We start from the raw sequence: 18,292 nt of genomic DNA on the forward strand, positions 1-18,292 counted from the left end.
TGAAACCGCCGCGCCCCCGCGCGGCGCAAGGGACAAAGGTGGGCGTCATGGATGGCTCTGGCTTCAGCGTGTCGGATGGGTCGCTCAAGGGACGGCTTGCCGAACGCCTGCGCGAGTTGGACCTTCAGATCACGGCCGAGCGCCTGCGCGCCACGCCGGACGAGGCGCTGATCCGCCGCCTCAGCCGCGAGAAGCTGCTGGCCCGCGACCGTGTCGCCGCCCTCGGCGGTTGCGCCATGCCGCGCTGGGCCCGGGAGTCTCCCACCCCCTAGAGTGTGATCGTCTGAGGTGAAGCAATGAGCCGGAGGCTGTGTGGCGCTTCTATCAGCGCCCGGCCGGATCTAGACTCGTCGCCCGGTGAACAGCACCGCCGCCAGCATCGCCACCACCGCCAGCACCACCCCGGCCAGCTTCGCCCAGCCGAGCGGCTCGCCCAAGATCAGCACCGAAAGCAGCACCGCCGCCACCGGCACCATCGCCGTCAGGCAGGCGGTCCGCGTCGCGCCCATCAACTCCCCGGCCCGCGCATACAGCGTCGTCGCGATGGCGGTCGACATCACACCCTGCCCCACCGCCTGCAGCATGTTCGACTGCCACGGCATGTCCGGCACCACGCCGCCGCCCAGCAGCAACCAGGGCGGCAGCAGCACCGCCGCCGACAGCACGCTCATCGCCGCATTTCCCGCCAGCGCCGGAATTCGCCAGCGCCGCAGCAGCAGCGTGAACGCCGCCCACACCGTCCCCGCCGCAACCAGGATGATGTCGCCGCGCCACGCCCCCGGATGCGCGCCGCCAATGCCATCCCAGCCGATCAGCAGCACACCGCAGGCGATGAACCCCAGCGCCACCGCCCGCCCGCGCGTCGGGCGCTCCCCCAGCAGCGGCACCGCCAGCACCGCCCCCATCACCGCCGCGGTGATCGGCGCGATGGTCCCGCCATGGCTCGCCGGCGCATAGACCAGGCCCCAGCCGAACAGCAGCGCATTCAGCGCGCCCCCGGTCGCCACCAGCCCCATCAGCTTCGGCAGCCCGATCCCGGTCAGCACGTGCCGCGCCCGCCAGGCAAACGGCGCCAGCACCAGCGCCGCCGCGCCGTAGCGCAAGGTGGCGAGATCCAGCGGCGAATACCCCGCCACCGTCCCGCTGCGCGCCACCACCGCCTGGCCACCCCAGGTGATCGCCGCGACGAGACCGAACAGCAGCCCGATGACCAGGTTGCGGGAAGCCGGCGTCAAGCGCGCGGCGATGAGGAGAAGGGCACGGCCGCAGCCTAGCCCGTCCGGTCGGGTATTCCCAGGCACGCTGTCAGGCCGGGCTTCACCCGGCGTGCCGTCAGGCGGCGTGAACCTCGTTCACATCCTGCCCGAAGCGGTCGAAGCCGACGCCGTAGCAATGGATGGAAATCGCCGTGCGGCAGGACAGGTTGGCCAGCCGGTGGATCAGCGTCGGGTCGGCCGGCCCGTGGCTGCCCTCCCCCGGCCGCAGCAACTGCGTGGCGTGCGGCTGCGGCAAATCTCCCTCGCCCTCCGCCGGGGCGTAGTACGTCTCTGTCAGGACCCCCTGATGCACCCCCAGCGCGCACCAGGTCCGGTGCCCATGCACCGGCGACATCTGCCCCGGCCGCCAGACCAGCGCCACGACCGCGTAGCCATCGCCGGCCCGAAGCAGGTGCCGCACATACCGGTCCGGACAACAGGGGCAATCCAGCCCCGCCAGCAGCCCGGGGTCCGCCGCGAAGGCCTGGATCGCCTCCGCCACCGCCCGCGGCCGCATCGCGTCCGGCTGCCGAACCGCGGCGTCGATCCCGGCGAGCATGGTCTCCAGCTTCGGGCGGGCGCGCATGAAGGTCATCGGCGGGTTCTTCCTCGATGACCGCGACCCTACACCATGATTTTTCTCCCGGACAAGTCCGAAGTAGACCCGCCTTCTCCCAAAGCGCTGGGTGACAGGCGTTTCCGTCTCACCATCGCCCGCCGGCCAGCTGGCTAGATCAGGCCATAGTCGTTGCCGTTCCCGTTCTTCCGCCCGATGCCCTTCACGGCGAGGAAGTAGCCCTTCCCGTCGTTGCGCAATTCCCATTTGTAAAGCAGGCAGTACTGTCCGGAGAACCGCTTGTGGTTCCAGCCGGACAGGTACCGCAACGCACCGTCCCCCGGACCCAGGCTCGCGGATTGGCTTGCCATGTTGAGCAAGGTAATCTCGTACTGGTCCTGGACGACCTTCGGCAGGCCGGCGACGACGTTCTTGACGTGCTGGGGCACGTTCTTGGCATCCCAGCCCCATTGCTGCTGGCCCGCCTGGCTCGACGCCCGCCGTTCCTCGAGAGTCCTGGTATCACCGACCTGCTCGCTCATCTGTCCGCTCCTCCGCACCCGCCGGGCCACTATGGCTTTTGCGGCGGATCGAGCGAGCGTAACGGAGGTTAACCACTATTCGCGAGCGTAATTGTGTCGAACGCCTCGCTCGAAACGTGCAGGGCGTTTTCCTGTAGACCCCCCGGCTGCCGAACCGATCCCGAAAGCAACTTCAAGCGCCGAGCCGCGCCAGCACCGCATCTCCCATCGCCGCCGTCCCCAGAACCGCCTCTCCCGGCAGCGCGATATCCGTCGTCCGCGCCCCCGCCCCCAGGGCCGCAGTCACTGCCGCCTCCACCTCCCGCGCCGCCGCCTCCGCCCCCGCGCTCCAGCGCAACAGCAGTGCGACCGACAGGATCGCCGCCAGAGGGTTCGCCACGCCCTTCCCGGCGATATCCGGCGCCGAACCATGCACCGGCTCATACAAGGCCCGCCGCCGCCCATCCGGCGCCGGCGCGGACAGGGACGCGCTCGGCAGCAACCCCAGGCTGCCCGCTAGCGCCGCCGCGCCATCGGACAGCAGATCGCCGAACAGATTGTCCGTCAGCACCACGTCGAAGCGCTGCGGATCGCGCCCGAGCATCAGCGCGCAGGTATCCGCCAGCATGTGGTCCAGCGCGATGTCGCGGAATTCGTCCTGGTGCAGCGCCGTCACCACCTGGCGCCACAGCGCCCCCGCCTCCATGACGTTCGCCTTGTCCACGCTGGTCAGCCGCCCCCGTCGGCCGCGCGCCAGCGCGAAGGCGAAGCGCGCCGCGCGGATGATCTGGTCCTCGGTATAGACATGCGTGTTGACGCCGCGCCGCGCACCATCCGCATGCCGCTCGATCCCACGCGGCTCGCCGTAATAGACCCCGCCCGAAAGCTCCCGAACGAACACCAGATCCACCCCCGCCAGGATGCGCGGCTTGAACGGCGAAACCTCGTCCAGTGCCCGTTCTGCCCGCACCGGCCGCAAATTCGCGAACAGCCCGAGCCGCCGCCGCAGCGCCAACAGGCTGCCGCGCGCTCGTTCCTCCGGGGATATGGCGCCGCGCCCCAGGCTGTCCGCAGCCCCGAACAGCACCGCATCGGTCCGCGCCAGCACCGCCTCGGTCTCCGCCGGCAGCAACCGCCCGGTCTCGCGCCACACGGCATTGCCATAGGGCATCTCCTCGATCACGAGGTCCAACCCGTGCCGCGCCTGCATGTGGCGCAGCACCCGCAGCGCCTGGCCCGTCACCTCCGGCCCGATGCCATCGCCCCCGAGTGCCAGGATATGCACGGGTCGGGTCTCGGTCATGGCAGGCTTCCTCGGGTCTTGGCGCAAACCGCGCTTGCCCTGAATCCGACCGGCCGACCCACCGGTCAAGCCACCCGCCCGCGCCCGAAACGCCCCCCTTGCTTAACCCAGCCGCGCGCCCGCATTCTCCGCCCCCGGAACAGCCGGCCGGAAAGGCGCGGCAGATTAGGGAGGGGACCCGATGACGACCTTGATCACCCGCCGCCTTGCGCTGGCGGCCGCCGCCGGCGCGCTCGCCAGCCCGCACGTCGCCCGTGCGCAGACCCAGTACAAATCCGAATACAAGCTTTCCGTCGTCGGCAACCGCACCATCCCGCTGGCCGATGGCGCCTTCAAATGGGCCGAGCTCGTCACCGAACGCTCCGGCGGCCGCATCAACGTCAAGGTCTATCCCGGCAGCCAGCTCGTCGGCGGCGACCAGACCCGCGAACTCGTCGCCATGCGCCAGGGCGTCATCGATTTCGCCGTGTTCTCCACCATCAACATCTCGCCGCAGATCCGCGAGATGAACCTGTTTTCCCTGCCCTTCCTGCTGCAGGACAGCCGCGGCTTCGACGCCATCATCAGGGGCCCGATCGGCACGGAGCTGTTCCGCACCCTCGAATCCCGCGACGTGCAGCCGCTCGCCTGGGGCGAGAACGGTTTCCGCGAGATCTCCAACAGCAAGCGCGCCATCCGCACGCCGGAGGATCTGCGCGGCATGAAGATCCGCTTCGCCGCCGGCGCCATCTTCTCCGAGATCTACACCGCCCTCGGCGCCAACCCGGTGCAGATGTCCTTCGCCGATTTGCAGCCTGCGCTGTCCACCGGCGCCGTCGACGGCCAGGAAAACCCCGTCAACCTGTTCCTCGGCTTCCGCATGGACACGCTGGCGCAGCGCCACCTGACCATCTGGAACTACGTGGCGGACGCTGGCATCTTCCTGCTGACCAAGCCGGTGCTCGCCAGCTTCTCCCCCGCCGACCGCGAGCTGGTCCGCGCCTGCGCACAGGAAGCCGCCGACATCCAGATCGCCGCCAGCCGCAAGGGCCTCGGCGCCGATGGCGACCGTTCCTCGCTCGATGAACTGGCGCGCCGCAATGTCACCGTCACCATCCTGTCGGACGCCGAGAAGCAGGCCTTCGCCCGCGCCACCCGCAGCGTCTACGACAAATACGCCCAGACGGTCGGCGCCGACCTCGTCCGGCGCGCCGAAGCCGCCATCGGCACAGCCCGCGCCTGAAGCCAAGAAAGCCCTCTCTCCCTCTCATGGGGGAGAGTTGGGTGAGGGGGACGCCGCGACCCGCACCCCCTCCGCCCCATACCGGGACCGCTCCATGACCGAACACGCCGACATCCAGGCCCCCGGCCTGCAACTGGGGGAAGCGCCACCGCGCATCCCAGTGACGATCGAGGGCGCCATCGGCGCCGCCATCATGGGCGCCCTCGCCCTCATCACCTTCGCCAACGTCGTGGTCCGCTACTTCACCGACGTCTCCTTCGCCTTCACCGAGGAATACTCGGTGGCGCTGATGGTGGTGATGGCCTTCGTCGGCGCCGCCGCCGCCTTCGGCAACGACCGACACATCCGCATGACCTTCTTCACCGAGAAACTGCCGGTCCGCACCGCCCGCCTCGTCGAGCAGTTCGTCCTGCTGGTCAGCCTCGGCATCTTCGCCGCCATCGCCTGGCTCGGCGCCTGGTACACCTGGGACGAATACCGCTTCGAGGTGCTGTCCCCCGGCCTCGGCGTGCCCTCCTGGTACTACACCGTCTGGATGCCGCTGCTGTCGGCCGTGATCTGCCTGCGCATCGCCGGCCGCATGTGGCGCGTGGCGCGGGCCTGATCCGATGGTCCTCGAAGGCTCGCTCATCCTCCTTGGCGTCTTCTTCCTGCTGCTGTTCACCGGCGTGCCGATCGGCGTCTCGCTCGGCCTCGCGGGGTTCCTGGTCATCGCCGTCGAGGGCCTCGGCGTCATGGCCCTGCCCACCAACATCTGGACCGGCATCGCCAAGTACCCGTTGCTGGCGCTGCCGATGTTCGTGCTCGCCGGCATGGTGTTCGAACGCGCCGGCGTCGCCGCCCGCCTCGTCGTCTTCGCCCAGGCGCTGGTCGGACCCCGTCGCGGGGCGCTCGCCATCGTCGCCGTGCTGGTCTGCCTGGTGCTCGGCGGCATCAGCGGATCGGGCGCCGCGGATTCCGCCGCCGTCGCCGCGGTGATGCTGCCGGCGATGATCAAGCAGGGCTACCCGCGCGCCTATTCCGCCAGCCTGATCGCCGCCGCGGGGTCCACCGCCGTGCTGATCCCGCCTTCGATCCCCTTCATCGTCTATGCCGTGCTGGTGCCCGGTGTCTCCGTGCCCGCGCTGTTTCTCGGCGGCGTCATCCCCGGCCTGCTCGCCGGCCTGTCGCTGCTGATCCCCGCCATCGTCCTGGCCCGCCTGCACGGCTTCGGCCTGCCGCCGCCGGAGGAAGTCCGCCCGCCGCTCTGGGCCTCCTTCAAGGACGCCATCTGGGGCCTGCTCGCCCCGATCGTCATCCTCGGCGGCCTGCGCTCCGGCGCCTTCACGCCGACGGAGGCCGCCGTCGTCGCCGTCTTCTACGGCCTGTTCGTCGGGCTGTTCATCTACCGCGTCCTGACCTTCCGCGACCTCTACGCCGTGCTGCGCGACAGCGCGGAGATCTCCGCCGTGGTGCTGATGATCATCGCGCTGGCCAGCATCTTCGCACATGCCGGCAGCACCGTCGGCGCCTTCGACGCGCTGGCCCGGACGCTCGTCGGCATCACCGGCAACGAGACGCTGATGCTGCTGATGATCACCGCGCTGGTCCTCGTCGCCGGCATGCTGATCGACGCGATCTCGATCTTCCTGGTCTTCCTGCCGATCCTGCTGCCGATCGCCCGCGCCTTCGACTGGGACCTGACCTGGTTCGGAATCCTGCTGACCATGAACGTCGCCATCGGCGCCTTCACCCCGCCCATGGCGGTGAACCTCATGGTCACCTGCAAGGTCGCCGGTGCCTCCATGGAATCGACCATCCCCTGGGTGATCTGGTTCGTCCTGGCGATGCTCGGTGCCCTGCTGCTGGTCGCCTTCATCCCCGAACTCGCGCTGTTCCTGCCCCGCCTGTTCGGCGACCTCTGAGCGGGGAGGGCAGCGCCCTCCCCGCCGCCCTGCTACAGGCTCATGTCCAGCGCCGGCTTCGCATCCGCCGGCAGCGGGCTCTCATACGGCTTGCCGCCGGTCCGCTTCGCATGGTCCGCCTTGGCTTCCGCGATGATGGCCGGGTTGCGCAACGCATCCACCGCCGTCCCCGCCATCACCTTCGCCACATGCACCATGCCCTTGTGCGCCGCCGGCAGCTTGCCCTGGCCGGTCAGCTGCCAGCTATGCCCCGGCGTGCCGATCGCATAGGTCGCACCCCGCGCCTGCACCGTCGGCACCTTCCAGGACACGTCGCCCACATCCGTGCTGCCGATCATCGGCACGCCCTTGGCCCCGTCCGGAACAACCTGCTCGCACAGCACCTCGCCCTCGCGGGGCTCCACGCCGACGCGCCGCCAGGCGGACAGCACATCCTCCGCCGTCATGGTCGCCTGGAACTCGGCGGCCTTGGCCCGGTCCGCATCATCCCATTCCGGCGCACCCAGCCGTGCAAGGTTCGCGTGCATGGCGCGCTCGAGCGGCGTGTTCCCCATCAGGTTCGACACCGCCGAGACCACCCGCGTCGTCACGCTGCATTCCGTCATCAGCGCCGCGCCATCGGCGATCTTGCGCACCCGCGTGACCAGCGCATTCAGCTCCGTGACGTTGCGCGCCCGGATCAGGTAGCGCACCTTCGCCGTCGGCTGCACCACGTTCGGCGCGATGCCACCCGCATCGAGATACGCATAATGCACCCGCGCGTCGGAGGGCATGTGCTCCCGCATGTAGTTCACGCCGACATTCATCAGCTCCACTGCATCGAGCGCGGACCGCCCCAGATGAGGCGCCGCCGCCGCATGGCTCGCCCGTCCCACAAAGGAAAAGTCGATGCGCGTATTCGCCAGCGAGATCGCGTCATCCACCCCCGCGAAGGCCGCCGGGTGCCAGGTGATGGCGATGTCCACGTCGTCGAAGGCGCCGTCGCGCACCATGAACCCCTTGGCCGCGCCGCCTTCCTCCGCCGGGCAGCCATAATACCGCACGCGGCCGGGCAGCCCGTTCGCCTTCAGCCAGTCCTTCACCGCCGCCGCCGCCATCAGGCTCGCCGAGCCCAGCAGGTTGTGGCCGCAGCCATGCCCCCGCGTCTCTCCCGGCACCGGCCGCGGCTCCGCCACGCCCGCTTCCTGCGACAGACCCGGCAGCGCGTCATACTCGCCCAGGATGGCGATCACGGGTCCACCCTCGCCCGCCTCCCCCATCACCGCAGTCGGGATACCCGCGACATTGGTGGTCACCTTGAACCCTTCGGCCTCCAGCATCGCCTTGTGCTCGGCGCTGCTGCGGTGCTCGTCGTAGCAGAGCTCCGGCATCCCCCAGATCTTGTCCGCCAGCTCGACATAAGGCTCCCGCCGCTCATCGACGAGCTGCCAGATCTGTTCCGCATTCTGCATATTCGACATCCCTCGCATCCTGCCGCCAGTATCGGGCCGAGCCCTGTACGCACGCAACCGCCCCACCTGCCATGCCCGCGGCCGGCTATGCTACGTTGCTGAACCGGCCCGAAAGGCGAGCGCCATGCCCGAACTCAACCTGTCCACCCTGGTCCTCCTGGTCGTCCTGGTGCTCGCCGTCATCACCGTGGCGCAGGGCGTCCGCACCATCCCCCAGGGCCAGGTCTGGACGGTGGAGCGCTTCGGCGCCTTCACCCGCCTGCTCTCGCCCGGCCTCAACCTCATCATCCCCTACGTCGACCGTATCGGCCACCGGCTGAACGTGCAGGAGGTGGTGCTGGACATTCCGGAGCAGTCCGTCATCACCAAGGACAACGCGACGGTCGCGGTGGACGGCATCGTCTACTACCGCGTCATGGACCCGGCGAAGGCCGCCTACGCCGTGCAGGACCTGACCCAGGCCCTGGTCGCCATGGCGATGACCAACATCCGCGCCGTGATCGGCGAGATGGACCTCGACCAGACCCTGTCCTCCCGCGACCGCATCAACACCTCCCTCCTCACCATCCTGGACGGTGCGACCGACCCCTGGGGCGCCAAGGTCAGCCGCGTCGAGATCCGCAAGATCGAACCGCCCGAAACCCTGATCCGCGCCATGAACCTGCAGATGACGGCGGAACGCGAGCGCCGCGCCGCCGTCGCCAAGGCGGAGGGCGACAAGCAATCCCTGGTCCTCCAGGCCGAGGGCCGCCGCGACGCCGCGCTGCGCGATGCCGAGGCCCGCGAAGCCCTCGCCCAAGCCGAGGCCAACGCCACCCGCATGGTGGCCGAAGCCGCCGCCGGCGCCGGCGCCGATGCCCTGCGCTACTTCATCGCCCAGCAATACGTGAAGGCGTTCGAGGCGATGGCCGCCAACCCCTCCTCCCGCCTGGTCATCGTGCCGATGGAGAGCGCCGCGCTCGCCGGCGGCATCACCCAGGCCATGGAACTGCTGCGCGGCACCCAGCCGGGCGCGACGCCACCCGGCACCAGCACCCCGCCCCCGGGCGGCGGCCTCATCCCCGGAGGCAGCCCTTGGAACCGGGCCTGATCTGGATCCTCGCCGGGCTGCTGGCACTCGGCGCCGAGTTGGTCCTGCCGGGCGTCTACCTGGTCTGGGCCGGCCTCGCCGCCATCGGCACCGGGCTTGCGATCGTGGTGTCCGGTCCGGCTTCCGACTGGGGCTTCGGCTGGCACGTCGCCCTGTTCCTGGTCCTGCTCGCCACCGGCGTCGCCCTGTCCCTGCGCCACCGCCGCAACGGACCCACCCGCCGGGTCAACGCCCCCGAGGCCGGCCTCGCCGGCCGCCGCGCCACCATCCTCTCCACCCCCGATGGCGCGCTTCGCGTGCGGCTGGGCGACAGCGAATGGCCCGCCCGCCTGCCGCGCGGCGTGCTCGGCGCCGTCCCTGGCACCGCGGTGCGGGTGGAGGCTGTGGATGGCCTGGTGCTGGTCGTCCGCCCCATCGAAGGCGAGGCCCAGCCGGGCGCCCCATCCTGATCCAACCAAGCTTTCGCCCATCGGCACGTTGCCAAGCGCCCGCTTCGCCGCCATCTTGCGGCGCACCATAACGGCACCGCGATTTCGCCCGCGGCGCCGCACCCCCGCCTGCGAGGAAGCATGCCATGACCGTCACGGCCAACGGGTCCGTCACCTTCACCCTGGACGGCTCCAATCGCAGTACCAGCCTGCCCATCCTCAAGGGCGTGCTCGGCCCGGATGTCGTCGACATCCGCAAGCTCTACGCCGATCTCGGCGTCTTCACCTTCGACCCGGGCTATGGCGAGACCGCCAGCTGCGAAAGCCAGATCACCTACATCGACGGTGACGCGGGCGTCCTGCTGTACCGTGGCTACCCGATCGACCAGCTGGCAGAGAAGTCCGACTTCATCGAGGTCTGCTACCTGCTGATGAACGGCAACCTGCCGACCGCCAAGGAGCTGGAGACGTTCCGCAAGGGCGTCACCTACCACACCATGGTGCATGAGCAGATCCGCCGCTTCTACGACGGCTTCCGCCGCGACGCGCACCCGATGGCGATCATGTGCGGCGTGGTCGGCGCGCTGGCCGCCTTCTACCACGACAACCTCGACATCAACGACGCCCACCAGCGGGAGATCGCCGCCTTCCGGCTGATCGCCAAGGTGCCGACGATCGCGGCGATGGCCTACAAGTACAGCCTCGGCCAGCCCTTCGTGTACCCGCGCAACGACCTGTCCTACGCCGCCAACTTCCTGCACATGCTGAACAGCGTCCCGGCCGAGCCCTACAACGTCTCACCGACCCTGGCCAAGGCGATGGACCGCATCCTCGTCCTGCACGCGGATCACGAGCAGAACGCCTCGACCTCCACGGTCCGCCTGGCGGGTTCCACCGGCGCCAACCCCTTCGCCTGCATCGCCGCCGGCATCGCCGCCCTTTGGGGCCCCGCCCATGGCGGCGCCAACGAGGCGGTGCTGAAGATGTTGGCCGAGATCGGCCACGTCGACAACATCCCGGCCTTCATCGAGAAGGTGAAGGACAAGAACTCCGGCGTGAAGCTGATGGGCTTCGGTCACCGCGTGTACAAGAACTTCGACCCGCGCGCGAAGATCATGCAGGAATCCTGCCACGAGGTTCTGTCCGAACTCGGCATCAAGGACGAACCGCTGCTGGACATGGCCATGGCGCTGGAGAAGGTGGCGCTGGAGGACGAATACTTCGTCTCCCGCAAGCTCTACCCGAACGTGGATTTCTATTCGGGCATCATCCTGAAGGCGATGGGCATCCCCACCAGCATGTTCACGGTGATCTTCGCCGTGGCACGCACGGTCGGCTGGGTCAGCCAGTGGAAGGAAATGGTCGAGGACCCGGCCCAGCGCATCGGCCGCCCACGCCAGATCTACACCGGCCCGGCCCAGCGCGACTACGTCGCGGTCCCCGAGCGCGGCTGAACCGTCGCCCCGATCCCGGATCCACCCGCCATCGGGGTGGGTCCGGGGCCCGGCCTAGGCTGTCCCGCCCTTCCAGCACCTGCCAGCCCCGCCCCGCGGGGCTTTTTTTCGCCCCGGAGCCGCCGGCGCCAACCGGGTCATTGCGGAATCGAGAAATCCACGCACGCCAATTGCGGCGTCTCGGCAAGCAATTGAATCCCTGTGGAAAATTCCGCCCGCGCAATTGCGCGCCAGCTTCGCGCCCCGCGCGGAAAGCACCGCCCCAGTGGCTTGGGGCGCTGCAACGGCACCCGTTCTGCAACCCCGAGTCGTATTTTCTTAAGATTCCCAGGGATTTCGCCTTGAACTCGCAAGCAGTTCAGGGAATCTATCTACGCAGGGTTGATATTCACAGGGGACAGAAACCAAATGAGCGAAACCCTCCGCCTGGGCTCCGGAAAGGAGCTTGATGAACTTGTGCGCACACGCCTGCGGTGCTGGCCGCAGCGGCCACCCGGCATCACCCGAACGCCGAAGCAGCCGGGCACCTGGCTGCGCGGCCGGCCGGGCGAGCCCTCGCTCGTCGCCCAGCCTTTCCTCAAGCTGCCGGGCACCAACACCTACCGCACCATCCCGGACGGCCTCTGGCTGCATTTCAGCCCGGACCCGCTCGATCGCTACGCCGACATCCTGTGCATCGAGGCCTGCGGCACCATTGCCAACCTGCAGGACAAGCGGGCCCGCTTCGCCCCCTCCACCTGCTCGCTGCTGGTGGTCTGCCCGGTGCGCTGGATGCTGGATCGTGTCGACCCCGAGGACAGCACCCCGCGCTGGCGCCTGATCCACCTGCTGCGGGAGGCGCCGATCGAACCCCTGGTCCTTCCGGTGCGCGACGTGCGGGTGCTGTATGGCCTGAAGTCCCGCCACTACCTCGGCTTCGCGAAGTCGCAGATGCCGCAGCCGCACGAATACTTCTGCCCGATGGACGCGCTGACCGCGAAGGACGGGCATGAGGCGCCGGAGCTCCAGGGCCTGATCGGCCGGGCCAGCGCCGCCGCCAACTTCATGACCCCTCCCTGATTGCCGGCCAGAACCCGTCGGCGCGGCGGCGGTGGGGCCGCCGCGCCGCCGGCCTGCCCGTTTCGCCACAGGAAGTTCACAGACCCCCCCTGCCCACCCCGCCCGGTCCCGTCTAGATCGCAGCGCAACCATCACGCAGCAGGGCAGGCATGGCACTCCAACGTCGCACACTCGGCCTCGCGGCCGCCGGCTTCGCGGCCCTCCGCACCCCCGCCCTCGCCCAAGGTATCTCCGGCCCGCTGGTGCTCTACACGTCCCAGCTCGAGCCCGACGCCGCCCAGACGGTGGAGGCCTTCCGTGCCCGCCACCCCGGCGTCACCGTCGAATGGATCCGTGCCGGCACCGGGCAGATCATGACCCGCCTGCGCGCCGAGATCGCCGCCGGCAGCCCGCGCCCCGACGTGCTGCTGCTGGCCGACAGCCTCACCTTCGAATCCCTCCGCGCCGAAGGCCGCCTGCGCCCGAGCCCGGAAGTCCAGCTCGCCGGCACCCCGCCCGCGCAGGTCGAGGCCAGCCGCGCCTATTTCGCCACCAAGCTCATCACCACCGGCATCGTCCACCACGCCCGCGCCCCCTTTGCTCCGAAGGCCTGGCAGGACCTGGCGGACCCGCGCGCCCGCAACCAGGTCGCCATGCCCTCCCCAGCCGTGTCCGGCGCCGCCGCCATCCACCTGACGGCGCTGGCGCAGAACCCGGCCCTCGGCTGGCCCTTCATCGAGCGACTGGTGGCCAACGGCGTGCAGGCGCGCGGCGGCAACGGCCCGGTGCTGCAGGCGGTCGCCGGCGCCGAGCGCGCCTTTGGCATCGCCATCGACTACCTGCCGATCCGCGAGGCCGCCCGTGGCGCCCCGATCCGCTTCGTCTTCCCCGAGGACGGCGTCTCCGCCATCACCGAGCCCGCCGCCATCCTGTCGACCACCCGCAACGCCCCCGCCGCCATCGCCTTCCTGGATTTCCTGCTGGCCCGTGAAGGCCAGGCCCTTGCCGCCCGCCAGGGCTTCCTCCCGATCGACCCGGAGACCGCACCACCCGCCGGCTTCCCCGACCCGCGGTCCATCCGCATCATGCCGCTCGACGCCGCCCGCGCCGCCGCCGAGCAGCCCGACCTTCTCCGCCGCTTCGCCACCCTGACCAGCGGTTGATCCCAATCCGCAAAAGCCCTCTGCCCCCAAGGGGGGCGAGCGCCGGCGCAGTGCGCCGTCGGGGTGAGGGGGGCCTCGCCACCCAATCCGGGCCCCGATGACCCGCACCCGTCTCCTCCCCGCCCTCGCCTTCGCCTGGCTCCTCCTCATCGGCGCCATCCCCCTGCTGCGTCTGCTTGCCGAAGCCATCGCCGGCACCGCCCTCGCCACCGCGCTGACCGACCCTGCCACCTGGCGCGCCACCTGGCGTTCGCTCGCGCTGTCCCTCGTCGCCGCCGCCCTCGCCACACTGATCGGCGCCGCCCTCGCCTGGGCCCTTCTCCTGCGCACCCTGCCGGCCCGCCGCACCCTGATCTTCTGCGCCGTCCTGCCCGCCCTGGTCCCGGCGCAGGTCATGGCGCTCGGCTGGATCCAGGCCGGCGGCCCCGCCTCGCCGCTGCTGCTGGCGCTGGACCTCGCGCCGCCCATCGGCACAGCCAACCCGATCTACTCCGCCGCCGGCATGGCGCTGCTGCTTGCCGTGCAGGCTGCCCCATTGGTCCTGCTCTCCATTGCCGCCCTGCTGCGCCGCGTCCCCGGGGAGGCCGTGCTCGCCGCCCGCGGCCTCGGCGCCAGCCCCGAGGCCGCCCTCCGCCGCACCGTCTGGCCCCTGCTCGCCCCCGGCCTGATGGCCGGCGCCGGCCTCGCCTTCGTCGCAGCGCTGGGGAATTTCGGCGTCGGCGCCCTGATCGGCATCCCAGCCCGCTTCCCGGTCCTGCCGGTGCTGATCTGGCAACGGCTTTCGGCCGGCGGCACAGCGTCCCTCGCCGAGGCCGCCGCCCTAGCCCTGCTGCTCGCAGCCCTCGCCGCCCCCGCCCTGCTGCTCCAGGCCCTCGCAGCCCGCCGCGCGCCCGCTGCCGGACGCCTGCCCTACGCGCCGCTGCCAATGGCTCCGCCCGCCCGCGCCGCCACCACCGCCGCCGTCGCTGGCTACCTGTTCATCGTCCTGGCCATCCCCATGCTGGCTCTGCTCGCCGCCGCCCTGGTCCCGGCCATCGGCATGGAGCTGAACAGCGTCACAGCCACCACCCGCCACTTCCTGGCCGCCATCGCCCCCGGCGCGCAGACCGCCCGCGCCTTCGGCAACTCCCTGCTACTGTCCGGCGCCGCCGCGCTGCTGCTGGCCGCCGCCGCCCTGCCCATCGCGCTGACGCTCCGCGCCCACCCCGTGCGGCTCGCCTCCGCCAGCACGGACCTGCCCTATGCCCTACCCGGCGCCTGCACCGGCGTCGCCGCCATCCTGGTGGTGCTGTCATTGCCCGGCGGCGGCGCGCTGTACGGCACGCTGGGCCTGATCCTGTTCGCCTACCTGACGCGCTTCCAGGCGCTCGCCCTGCGCCCCGCCGCCGCCGCCGCCGCCCGCCTCGACCCGCTACTGGAAGACGCCGCCCGCGGCCTCGGCGCCGGCCCCTGGCGCCGCCTGTGGTCGGTCCACCTGCCCCCGCTCGCACCTGCCCTCGCCGCCGGCGCCATCCTGGTGGCGCTGACGGCGGTGAACGAGGTCACGGTCTCCTCGCTGCTCTACGGCCCCGGAACCCAGACCCTCGGCGTGCTGGTCTTCAGCCTGCAGGACAGCGGCCAGAGCCCGCTCGCCGCCGCCGTCTCCTGCCTCGCCTTGCTGCTCACCGCCAGCCTGATGGCCGCCGCCACCCTCGCCGCCCGCCGCCTGCCCGCCGGCACGCTGCCGTGGCGGCCTTAGCCCGGTCGCATCGGCAAGCCCCGGCCACCCCAGGGTCATAACGGATCAGCAGAGCCCAGCCGCCCAGTGCTCTCATGCGCTCTCCCGGCCACGCTCAGGACTGGACGCTTCTCCCGGTGGTCGGGTCGACCGAGAGCCGTCGGCCACTTCGGTAGAACGATAGCAACCACAACGGGCATCACCACGGACAATGCAACTGTTGCGCTGCTGGGCCCGATCCCTGTACCCTCTCCAAGCGCTGCGGTCAAAGTCGGTCCAAGAAAAACCAGAACGCGGCAGGTCTCGGAACCCAGCGCGCAATAGCCCTGGAAATGCACGGCTGAACCAGAACGGGAGAGACGGACGATGGCCGCCTTCGATGTCATTCGGGAGGGGATGCAGCTCTATCCACCAAGCTACATTCCTGGGCGTGGCGCCGACTATTTGTACTCGCCCTCGCGCCTGTACTTCGCAGTGCTTGAGGAGAACGGCGACTTCAACGTCTATCGCGGAGAGACCCCCGAGGATCCCGCGCGGATACTGGTATGGTCGAATGGCGCCAGTGCACGGATGCCCTCGGGCCATGTCGTGACGGTGATGGTGCTACGGGCCGGGCCCTTCGACCACGGGACCAAGAACCTGCAGATCTTTTCCCATGACCCGAACCGAGGGTCGACGTTGCGGCAGCTTTGGGCCAGCGGCGGTTCCAGCAACCTGGCGAGCCCCATGGTCGCCATGCTGGGTGACGACGGCAGCGTGGTGGTCCGGCAGGATGATCACGACGTCTGGACCAGTGGCTTCTCCGATCCCGTAGGGGAGTTCCTGGTCGAGCAGATCACGTACGACGCGCCGCGTGGCACGATCCAGGCCGACAACGAGGTCGACGTGCTGGAGGAATCGGTCACGAACAACGGCGACGTCTCCCAGTCGATGAAGATGGCGCGGAGCACCATCTCGACGGTGACCTCGAACTGGTCCAAGACGCATTCGGCCCAGTTCACCATCGGAGGCGAACTCCAGGTGACCATCCCGGGCGTCGGACATGCCAAGGTCACGTCCAGCACATCAGTCACGGACACCTTCACCTTCGGCGAAACGCGTGCCAAGGCGACCAGCATCGGCTTCGAATTCCCCCTGGTCGTGCCAGCGCACAAGACCTACCGAGGCTGGGCCAGTGTGCGCGAGGCGAAATTCGAAGTTCCGTACACGGTGTTCGGCGAGCTGCACTTCCGGTCGGGCGCCAAGGTCAAGCACGCCTTCTCCGGCACATACCAGGGCAAGACAGGGTATATGGGAACCTTCCAAATTGATGACGTGACGCCAGCATCCCTCCCAAGCAACACATTCTTTTGCGTCGAAGGCCCCGCAGCGGGGATCGCCCTGCTGCCTGAGGAGTCGCACGTGGCGTAGCCGCGGAGGTGGGAGCGTTTGCTCCGCTCCCACCAGCCTACCGCGCCAGTGACCAGAACATCCGCAGCGTCGTCACCCCCAGGAACACCGCGAACGCCCGCTTCAGCAGCAGCGGCGGGATCGAATGCGCCAGGTGCACCCCCCACGGCGCCGCCAGCAGGCTCGCCGGCACGATCAGCGCGAAGCCGATCAGGTTCACATACCCCAGGCTCAGCGGCGGCAGCAGCGGGTTGCCCCAGCCGCCATAGATGAAGCCCAGCGTCGCCGGGATCGAGATGATCACCCCGAACACGCTCGCCGTCGCCACCGCGGACCGGATCGGCGCCCCGAACATGGACAGGATCGGCACCCCCACCGTGCCGCCGCCGATCCCCATCATGGCGCTGATCCCGCCGATGAACCCGCCCAGGCCCTGCCGCGCGACGCCGCCCGGAAACCGCTCCCGGAACCGCCAATCCACCCCGGTGAAAGCCATGTTCACCGCCACCGCCAGCGCCACCACCGCGAATACCGCGGTATGCGCCTTCCCGGTCACCACCACCCCCAGCAGCGTTCCCGCCAGCACCCCCACCGCGATCGACGGCACCAGGGACCGCAGCAGTGGCACGTCCATCGTTCCCTTGGCGAAGTGCTTCCGCGCCGACTGGATGGAGGTCGGGATGATCGTCGCCAGCGACGTCCCGACCGCCAGCTTCATCTGCACCGCCTCCGGAATGCCGAACAGCGGGAACACGCTGAACAGCACCGGCACGATCACGATGCCCCCGCCTACCCCCAGCAACCCCGCCAGCGTACCGGACAGCAACCCGGTCGCGGCCATCGCCAGCGCCAGCCCCGCCAGCCAGAGCGGGTCCTGCATGTACTCCATCAGACAACGCACCTTCATTCGGAAGAACAGCGGCCCGCGCAACGGTGCGGCGCCAGAAAGCGCGTGCCATACACGTGGGCTTCCACCGCGTCATCCCGGGGTCACACCTTGCCGATCATTCTCGACCCCTGGTTCTGGGCGCTCGCCGTGCCCGCCTTCCTGCTCACCGGCATCAGCAAGGGCGGCTTCGCCTCCGGCGCCGGCAACGTCGCCGTGCCCCTGATGTCCCTGGCCATCCCGGCCCCGCAGGCGGCCGGAATCGCGCTGCCCGTCCTGTGTGCCATGGACATCTCCGGCCTCCGCGCCTGGTGGGGTCGCTGGAGCCGCGCCGAACTTCGCATCATCCTGCCCGGCGGCCTGCTCGGCATCGCCGCCGGCGCCGCGGTCTTCGGCCTGATGAGCAGCGAGGCGGTGAAGCTGATGGTCGGCGGCATCGCGCTCGCCTTCCTGGCCCGCAGCCTGTGGCAGGCCCGCCCCGGCCGCGCCGCCCCGGCACCCGCCACGCCAAGCCGCGCCAAGGGCGGCTTCTGGGGCATGGTCTCCGGCTTCACCAGCACCATCGCCCATGCCGGCGGCCCGCCCTTGGCCGTGTACCTCTATCCCTTGCGCATGGACCGCGCGGCACTGGCCGCCACCACCGTCGTGTTCTTCGCCGTGATGAACTACGTGAAGCTCATCCCCTACGCCCTGCTCGGCCAGCTTTCAGCCACCAACCTGCTGACCAGCCTGTTGCTGCTTCCCCTCGCCCCGATCGGCGTCCGCCTCGGCATCTGGCTGCAATCCCGCATGAGCGACCGCGTCTTCTACCGCATCGTCTACGTCATGCTTGGCCTCACCGGCACCAAGCTGGTCTGGGACGGCCTCGCCGGTCTCCTGTAGGCGCGGGATCCTGTGGCCCAGGATCCCGCCAC

At 69.9% G+C, this 18,292-nt stretch carries 18 protein-coding genes; 12 read left to right on the forward strand and 6 right to left on the reverse strand.

Annotated features, from left to right (window positions below):
* The first annotated feature begins 47 nt into the window (after positions 1-47).
* On the forward strand, positions 48-272 hold the full coding sequence (locus ACLF3G_RS02815; protein WP_430667794.1) for a hypothetical protein: 225 nt from the start codon (positions 48-50) through the stop codon (positions 270-272).
* Positions 273-341: 69 nt separating this feature from the next.
* On the opposite strand, the gene ACLF3G_RS02820 is transcribed toward ACLF3G_RS02815, so the two are convergent.
* The 4 genes from ACLF3G_RS02820 to leuB all read right to left on the reverse strand — a co-directional run bounded on the left by ACLF3G_RS02820 (position 342) and on the right by leuB (position 3,636).
* Positions 342-1,235 carry a DMT family transporter gene (locus ACLF3G_RS02820; RefSeq protein ID WP_430667795.1) on the reverse strand — a complete coding sequence of 298 codons (894 nt, stop codon included), beginning with the start codon at positions 1,233-1,235 and terminating at the stop codon, positions 342-344.
* 97 nt (positions 1,236-1,332) lie between these two features.
* Positions 1,333-1,851 carry a cysteine dioxygenase gene (locus ACLF3G_RS02825; RefSeq protein ID WP_430667796.1) on the reverse strand — a complete coding sequence of 173 codons (519 nt, stop codon included), beginning with the start codon at positions 1,849-1,851 and terminating at the stop codon, positions 1,333-1,335.
* A 134-nt stretch (positions 1,852-1,985) separates the two neighbouring features.
* The gene (locus tag ACLF3G_RS02830) at positions 1,986-2,354 is read right to left on the reverse strand and encodes a hypothetical protein (RefSeq protein WP_430667797.1); all 369 of its coding nucleotides are present in this window, start codon (positions 2,352-2,354) and stop codon (positions 1,986-1,988) included.
* Between the two features lie 172 nt (positions 2,355-2,526).
* Positions 2,527-3,636 (reverse strand): 3-isopropylmalate dehydrogenase, encoded by a 1,110-nt coding sequence (leuB, locus tag ACLF3G_RS02835; RefSeq protein ID WP_430667798.1) that lies wholly within the window; start codon positions 3,634-3,636, stop codon positions 2,527-2,529.
* Between the two features lie 181 nt (positions 3,637-3,817).
* Between leuB and dctP the strand changes: the two genes are divergently transcribed.
* From dctP to ACLF3G_RS02850, 3 genes are all read left to right on the forward strand, one after another.
* Positions 3,818-4,858 (forward strand): TRAP transporter substrate-binding protein DctP, encoded by a 1,041-nt coding sequence (gene dctP / locus ACLF3G_RS02840; protein ID WP_430667799.1) that lies wholly within the window; start codon positions 3,818-3,820, stop codon positions 4,856-4,858.
* Positions 4,859-4,952: 94 nt separating this feature from the next.
* Positions 4,953-5,462, forward strand: a complete 510-nt coding sequence (locus ACLF3G_RS02845) for a TRAP transporter small permease (protein WP_430667800.1) — start codon at positions 4,953-4,955, stop codon at positions 5,460-5,462.
* 4 nt (positions 5,463-5,466) lie between these two features.
* Positions 5,467-6,762, forward strand: a complete 1,296-nt coding sequence (locus tag ACLF3G_RS02850) for a TRAP transporter large permease (RefSeq protein ID WP_430667801.1) — start codon at positions 5,467-5,469, stop codon at positions 6,760-6,762.
* A gap of 32 nt (positions 6,763-6,794) precedes the next feature.
* Here the strand turns inward: ACLF3G_RS02850 and ACLF3G_RS02855 are convergent, their stop codons facing one another.
* A complete protein-coding gene (locus ACLF3G_RS02855; RefSeq protein ID WP_430668134.1) occupies positions 6,795-8,213 on the reverse strand; it encodes a M20 family metallopeptidase in 1,419 nt (472 codons plus the stop codon).
* A gap of 124 nt (positions 8,214-8,337) precedes the next feature.
* On the opposite strand from ACLF3G_RS02855, the gene ACLF3G_RS02860 reads away from it, so the two are divergent.
* The 7 genes from ACLF3G_RS02860 (at position 8,338) to ACLF3G_RS02890 (ending at position 16,513) form a co-directional block, all read left to right on the forward strand.
* The gene (locus tag ACLF3G_RS02860; protein ID WP_430667802.1) at positions 8,338-9,303 is read left to right on the forward strand and encodes an SPFH domain-containing protein; all 966 of its coding nucleotides are present in this window, start codon (positions 8,338-8,340) and stop codon (positions 9,301-9,303) included.
* A complete protein-coding gene (locus ACLF3G_RS02865) occupies positions 9,288-9,752 on the forward strand; it encodes an NfeD family protein (RefSeq protein ID WP_430667803.1) in 465 nt (154 codons plus the stop codon). The genes ACLF3G_RS02860 and ACLF3G_RS02865 overlap by 16 nt, the downstream gene beginning before the upstream one ends.
* 125 nt (positions 9,753-9,877) lie before the next feature.
* The gene (gene gltA / locus ACLF3G_RS02870) at positions 9,878-11,185 is read left to right on the forward strand and encodes a citrate synthase (protein WP_430667804.1); all 1,308 of its coding nucleotides are present in this window, start codon (positions 9,878-9,880) and stop codon (positions 11,183-11,185) included.
* Positions 11,186-11,593: 408 nt separating this feature from the next.
* Positions 11,594-12,244, forward strand: a complete 651-nt coding sequence (locus tag ACLF3G_RS02875) for a hypothetical protein (RefSeq protein ID WP_430667805.1) — start codon at positions 11,594-11,596, stop codon at positions 12,242-12,244.
* A gap of 149 nt (positions 12,245-12,393) precedes the next feature.
* Positions 12,394-13,386 (forward strand): ABC transporter substrate-binding protein, encoded by a 993-nt coding sequence (locus ACLF3G_RS02880; protein ID WP_430667806.1) that lies wholly within the window; start codon positions 12,394-12,396, stop codon positions 13,384-13,386.
* Between the two features lie 97 nt (positions 13,387-13,483).
* Entirely contained in the window at positions 13,484-15,124 is a 1,641-nt protein-coding gene (locus ACLF3G_RS02885; RefSeq protein ID WP_430667807.1) for an ABC transporter permease, read from the forward strand.
* Between the two features lie 345 nt (positions 15,125-15,469).
* The gene (locus ACLF3G_RS02890) at positions 15,470-16,513 is read left to right on the forward strand and encodes a hypothetical protein (RefSeq protein WP_430667808.1); all 1,044 of its coding nucleotides are present in this window, start codon (positions 15,470-15,472) and stop codon (positions 16,511-16,513) included.
* 37 nt (positions 16,514-16,550) lie between these two features.
* Here the strand turns inward: ACLF3G_RS02890 and ACLF3G_RS02895 are convergent, their stop codons facing one another.
* Positions 16,551-17,381 carry a sulfite exporter TauE/SafE family protein gene (locus ACLF3G_RS02895; RefSeq protein ID WP_430667809.1) on the reverse strand — a complete coding sequence of 277 codons (831 nt, stop codon included), beginning with the start codon at positions 17,379-17,381 and terminating at the stop codon, positions 16,551-16,553.
* Between the two features lie 108 nt (positions 17,382-17,489).
* Between ACLF3G_RS02895 and ACLF3G_RS02900 the strand changes: the two genes are divergently transcribed.
* The gene (locus tag ACLF3G_RS02900; RefSeq protein ID WP_430667810.1) at positions 17,490-18,260 is read left to right on the forward strand and encodes a sulfite exporter TauE/SafE family protein; all 771 of its coding nucleotides are present in this window, start codon (positions 17,490-17,492) and stop codon (positions 18,258-18,260) included.
* Positions 18,261-18,292: the final 32 nt, after the last annotated feature.

It is taken from the genome of Falsiroseomonas sp. HC035 (assembly GCF_050563525.1).
Taxonomy (GTDB): Bacteria; Pseudomonadota; Alphaproteobacteria; order Acetobacterales; family Acetobacteraceae; genus Falsiroseomonas.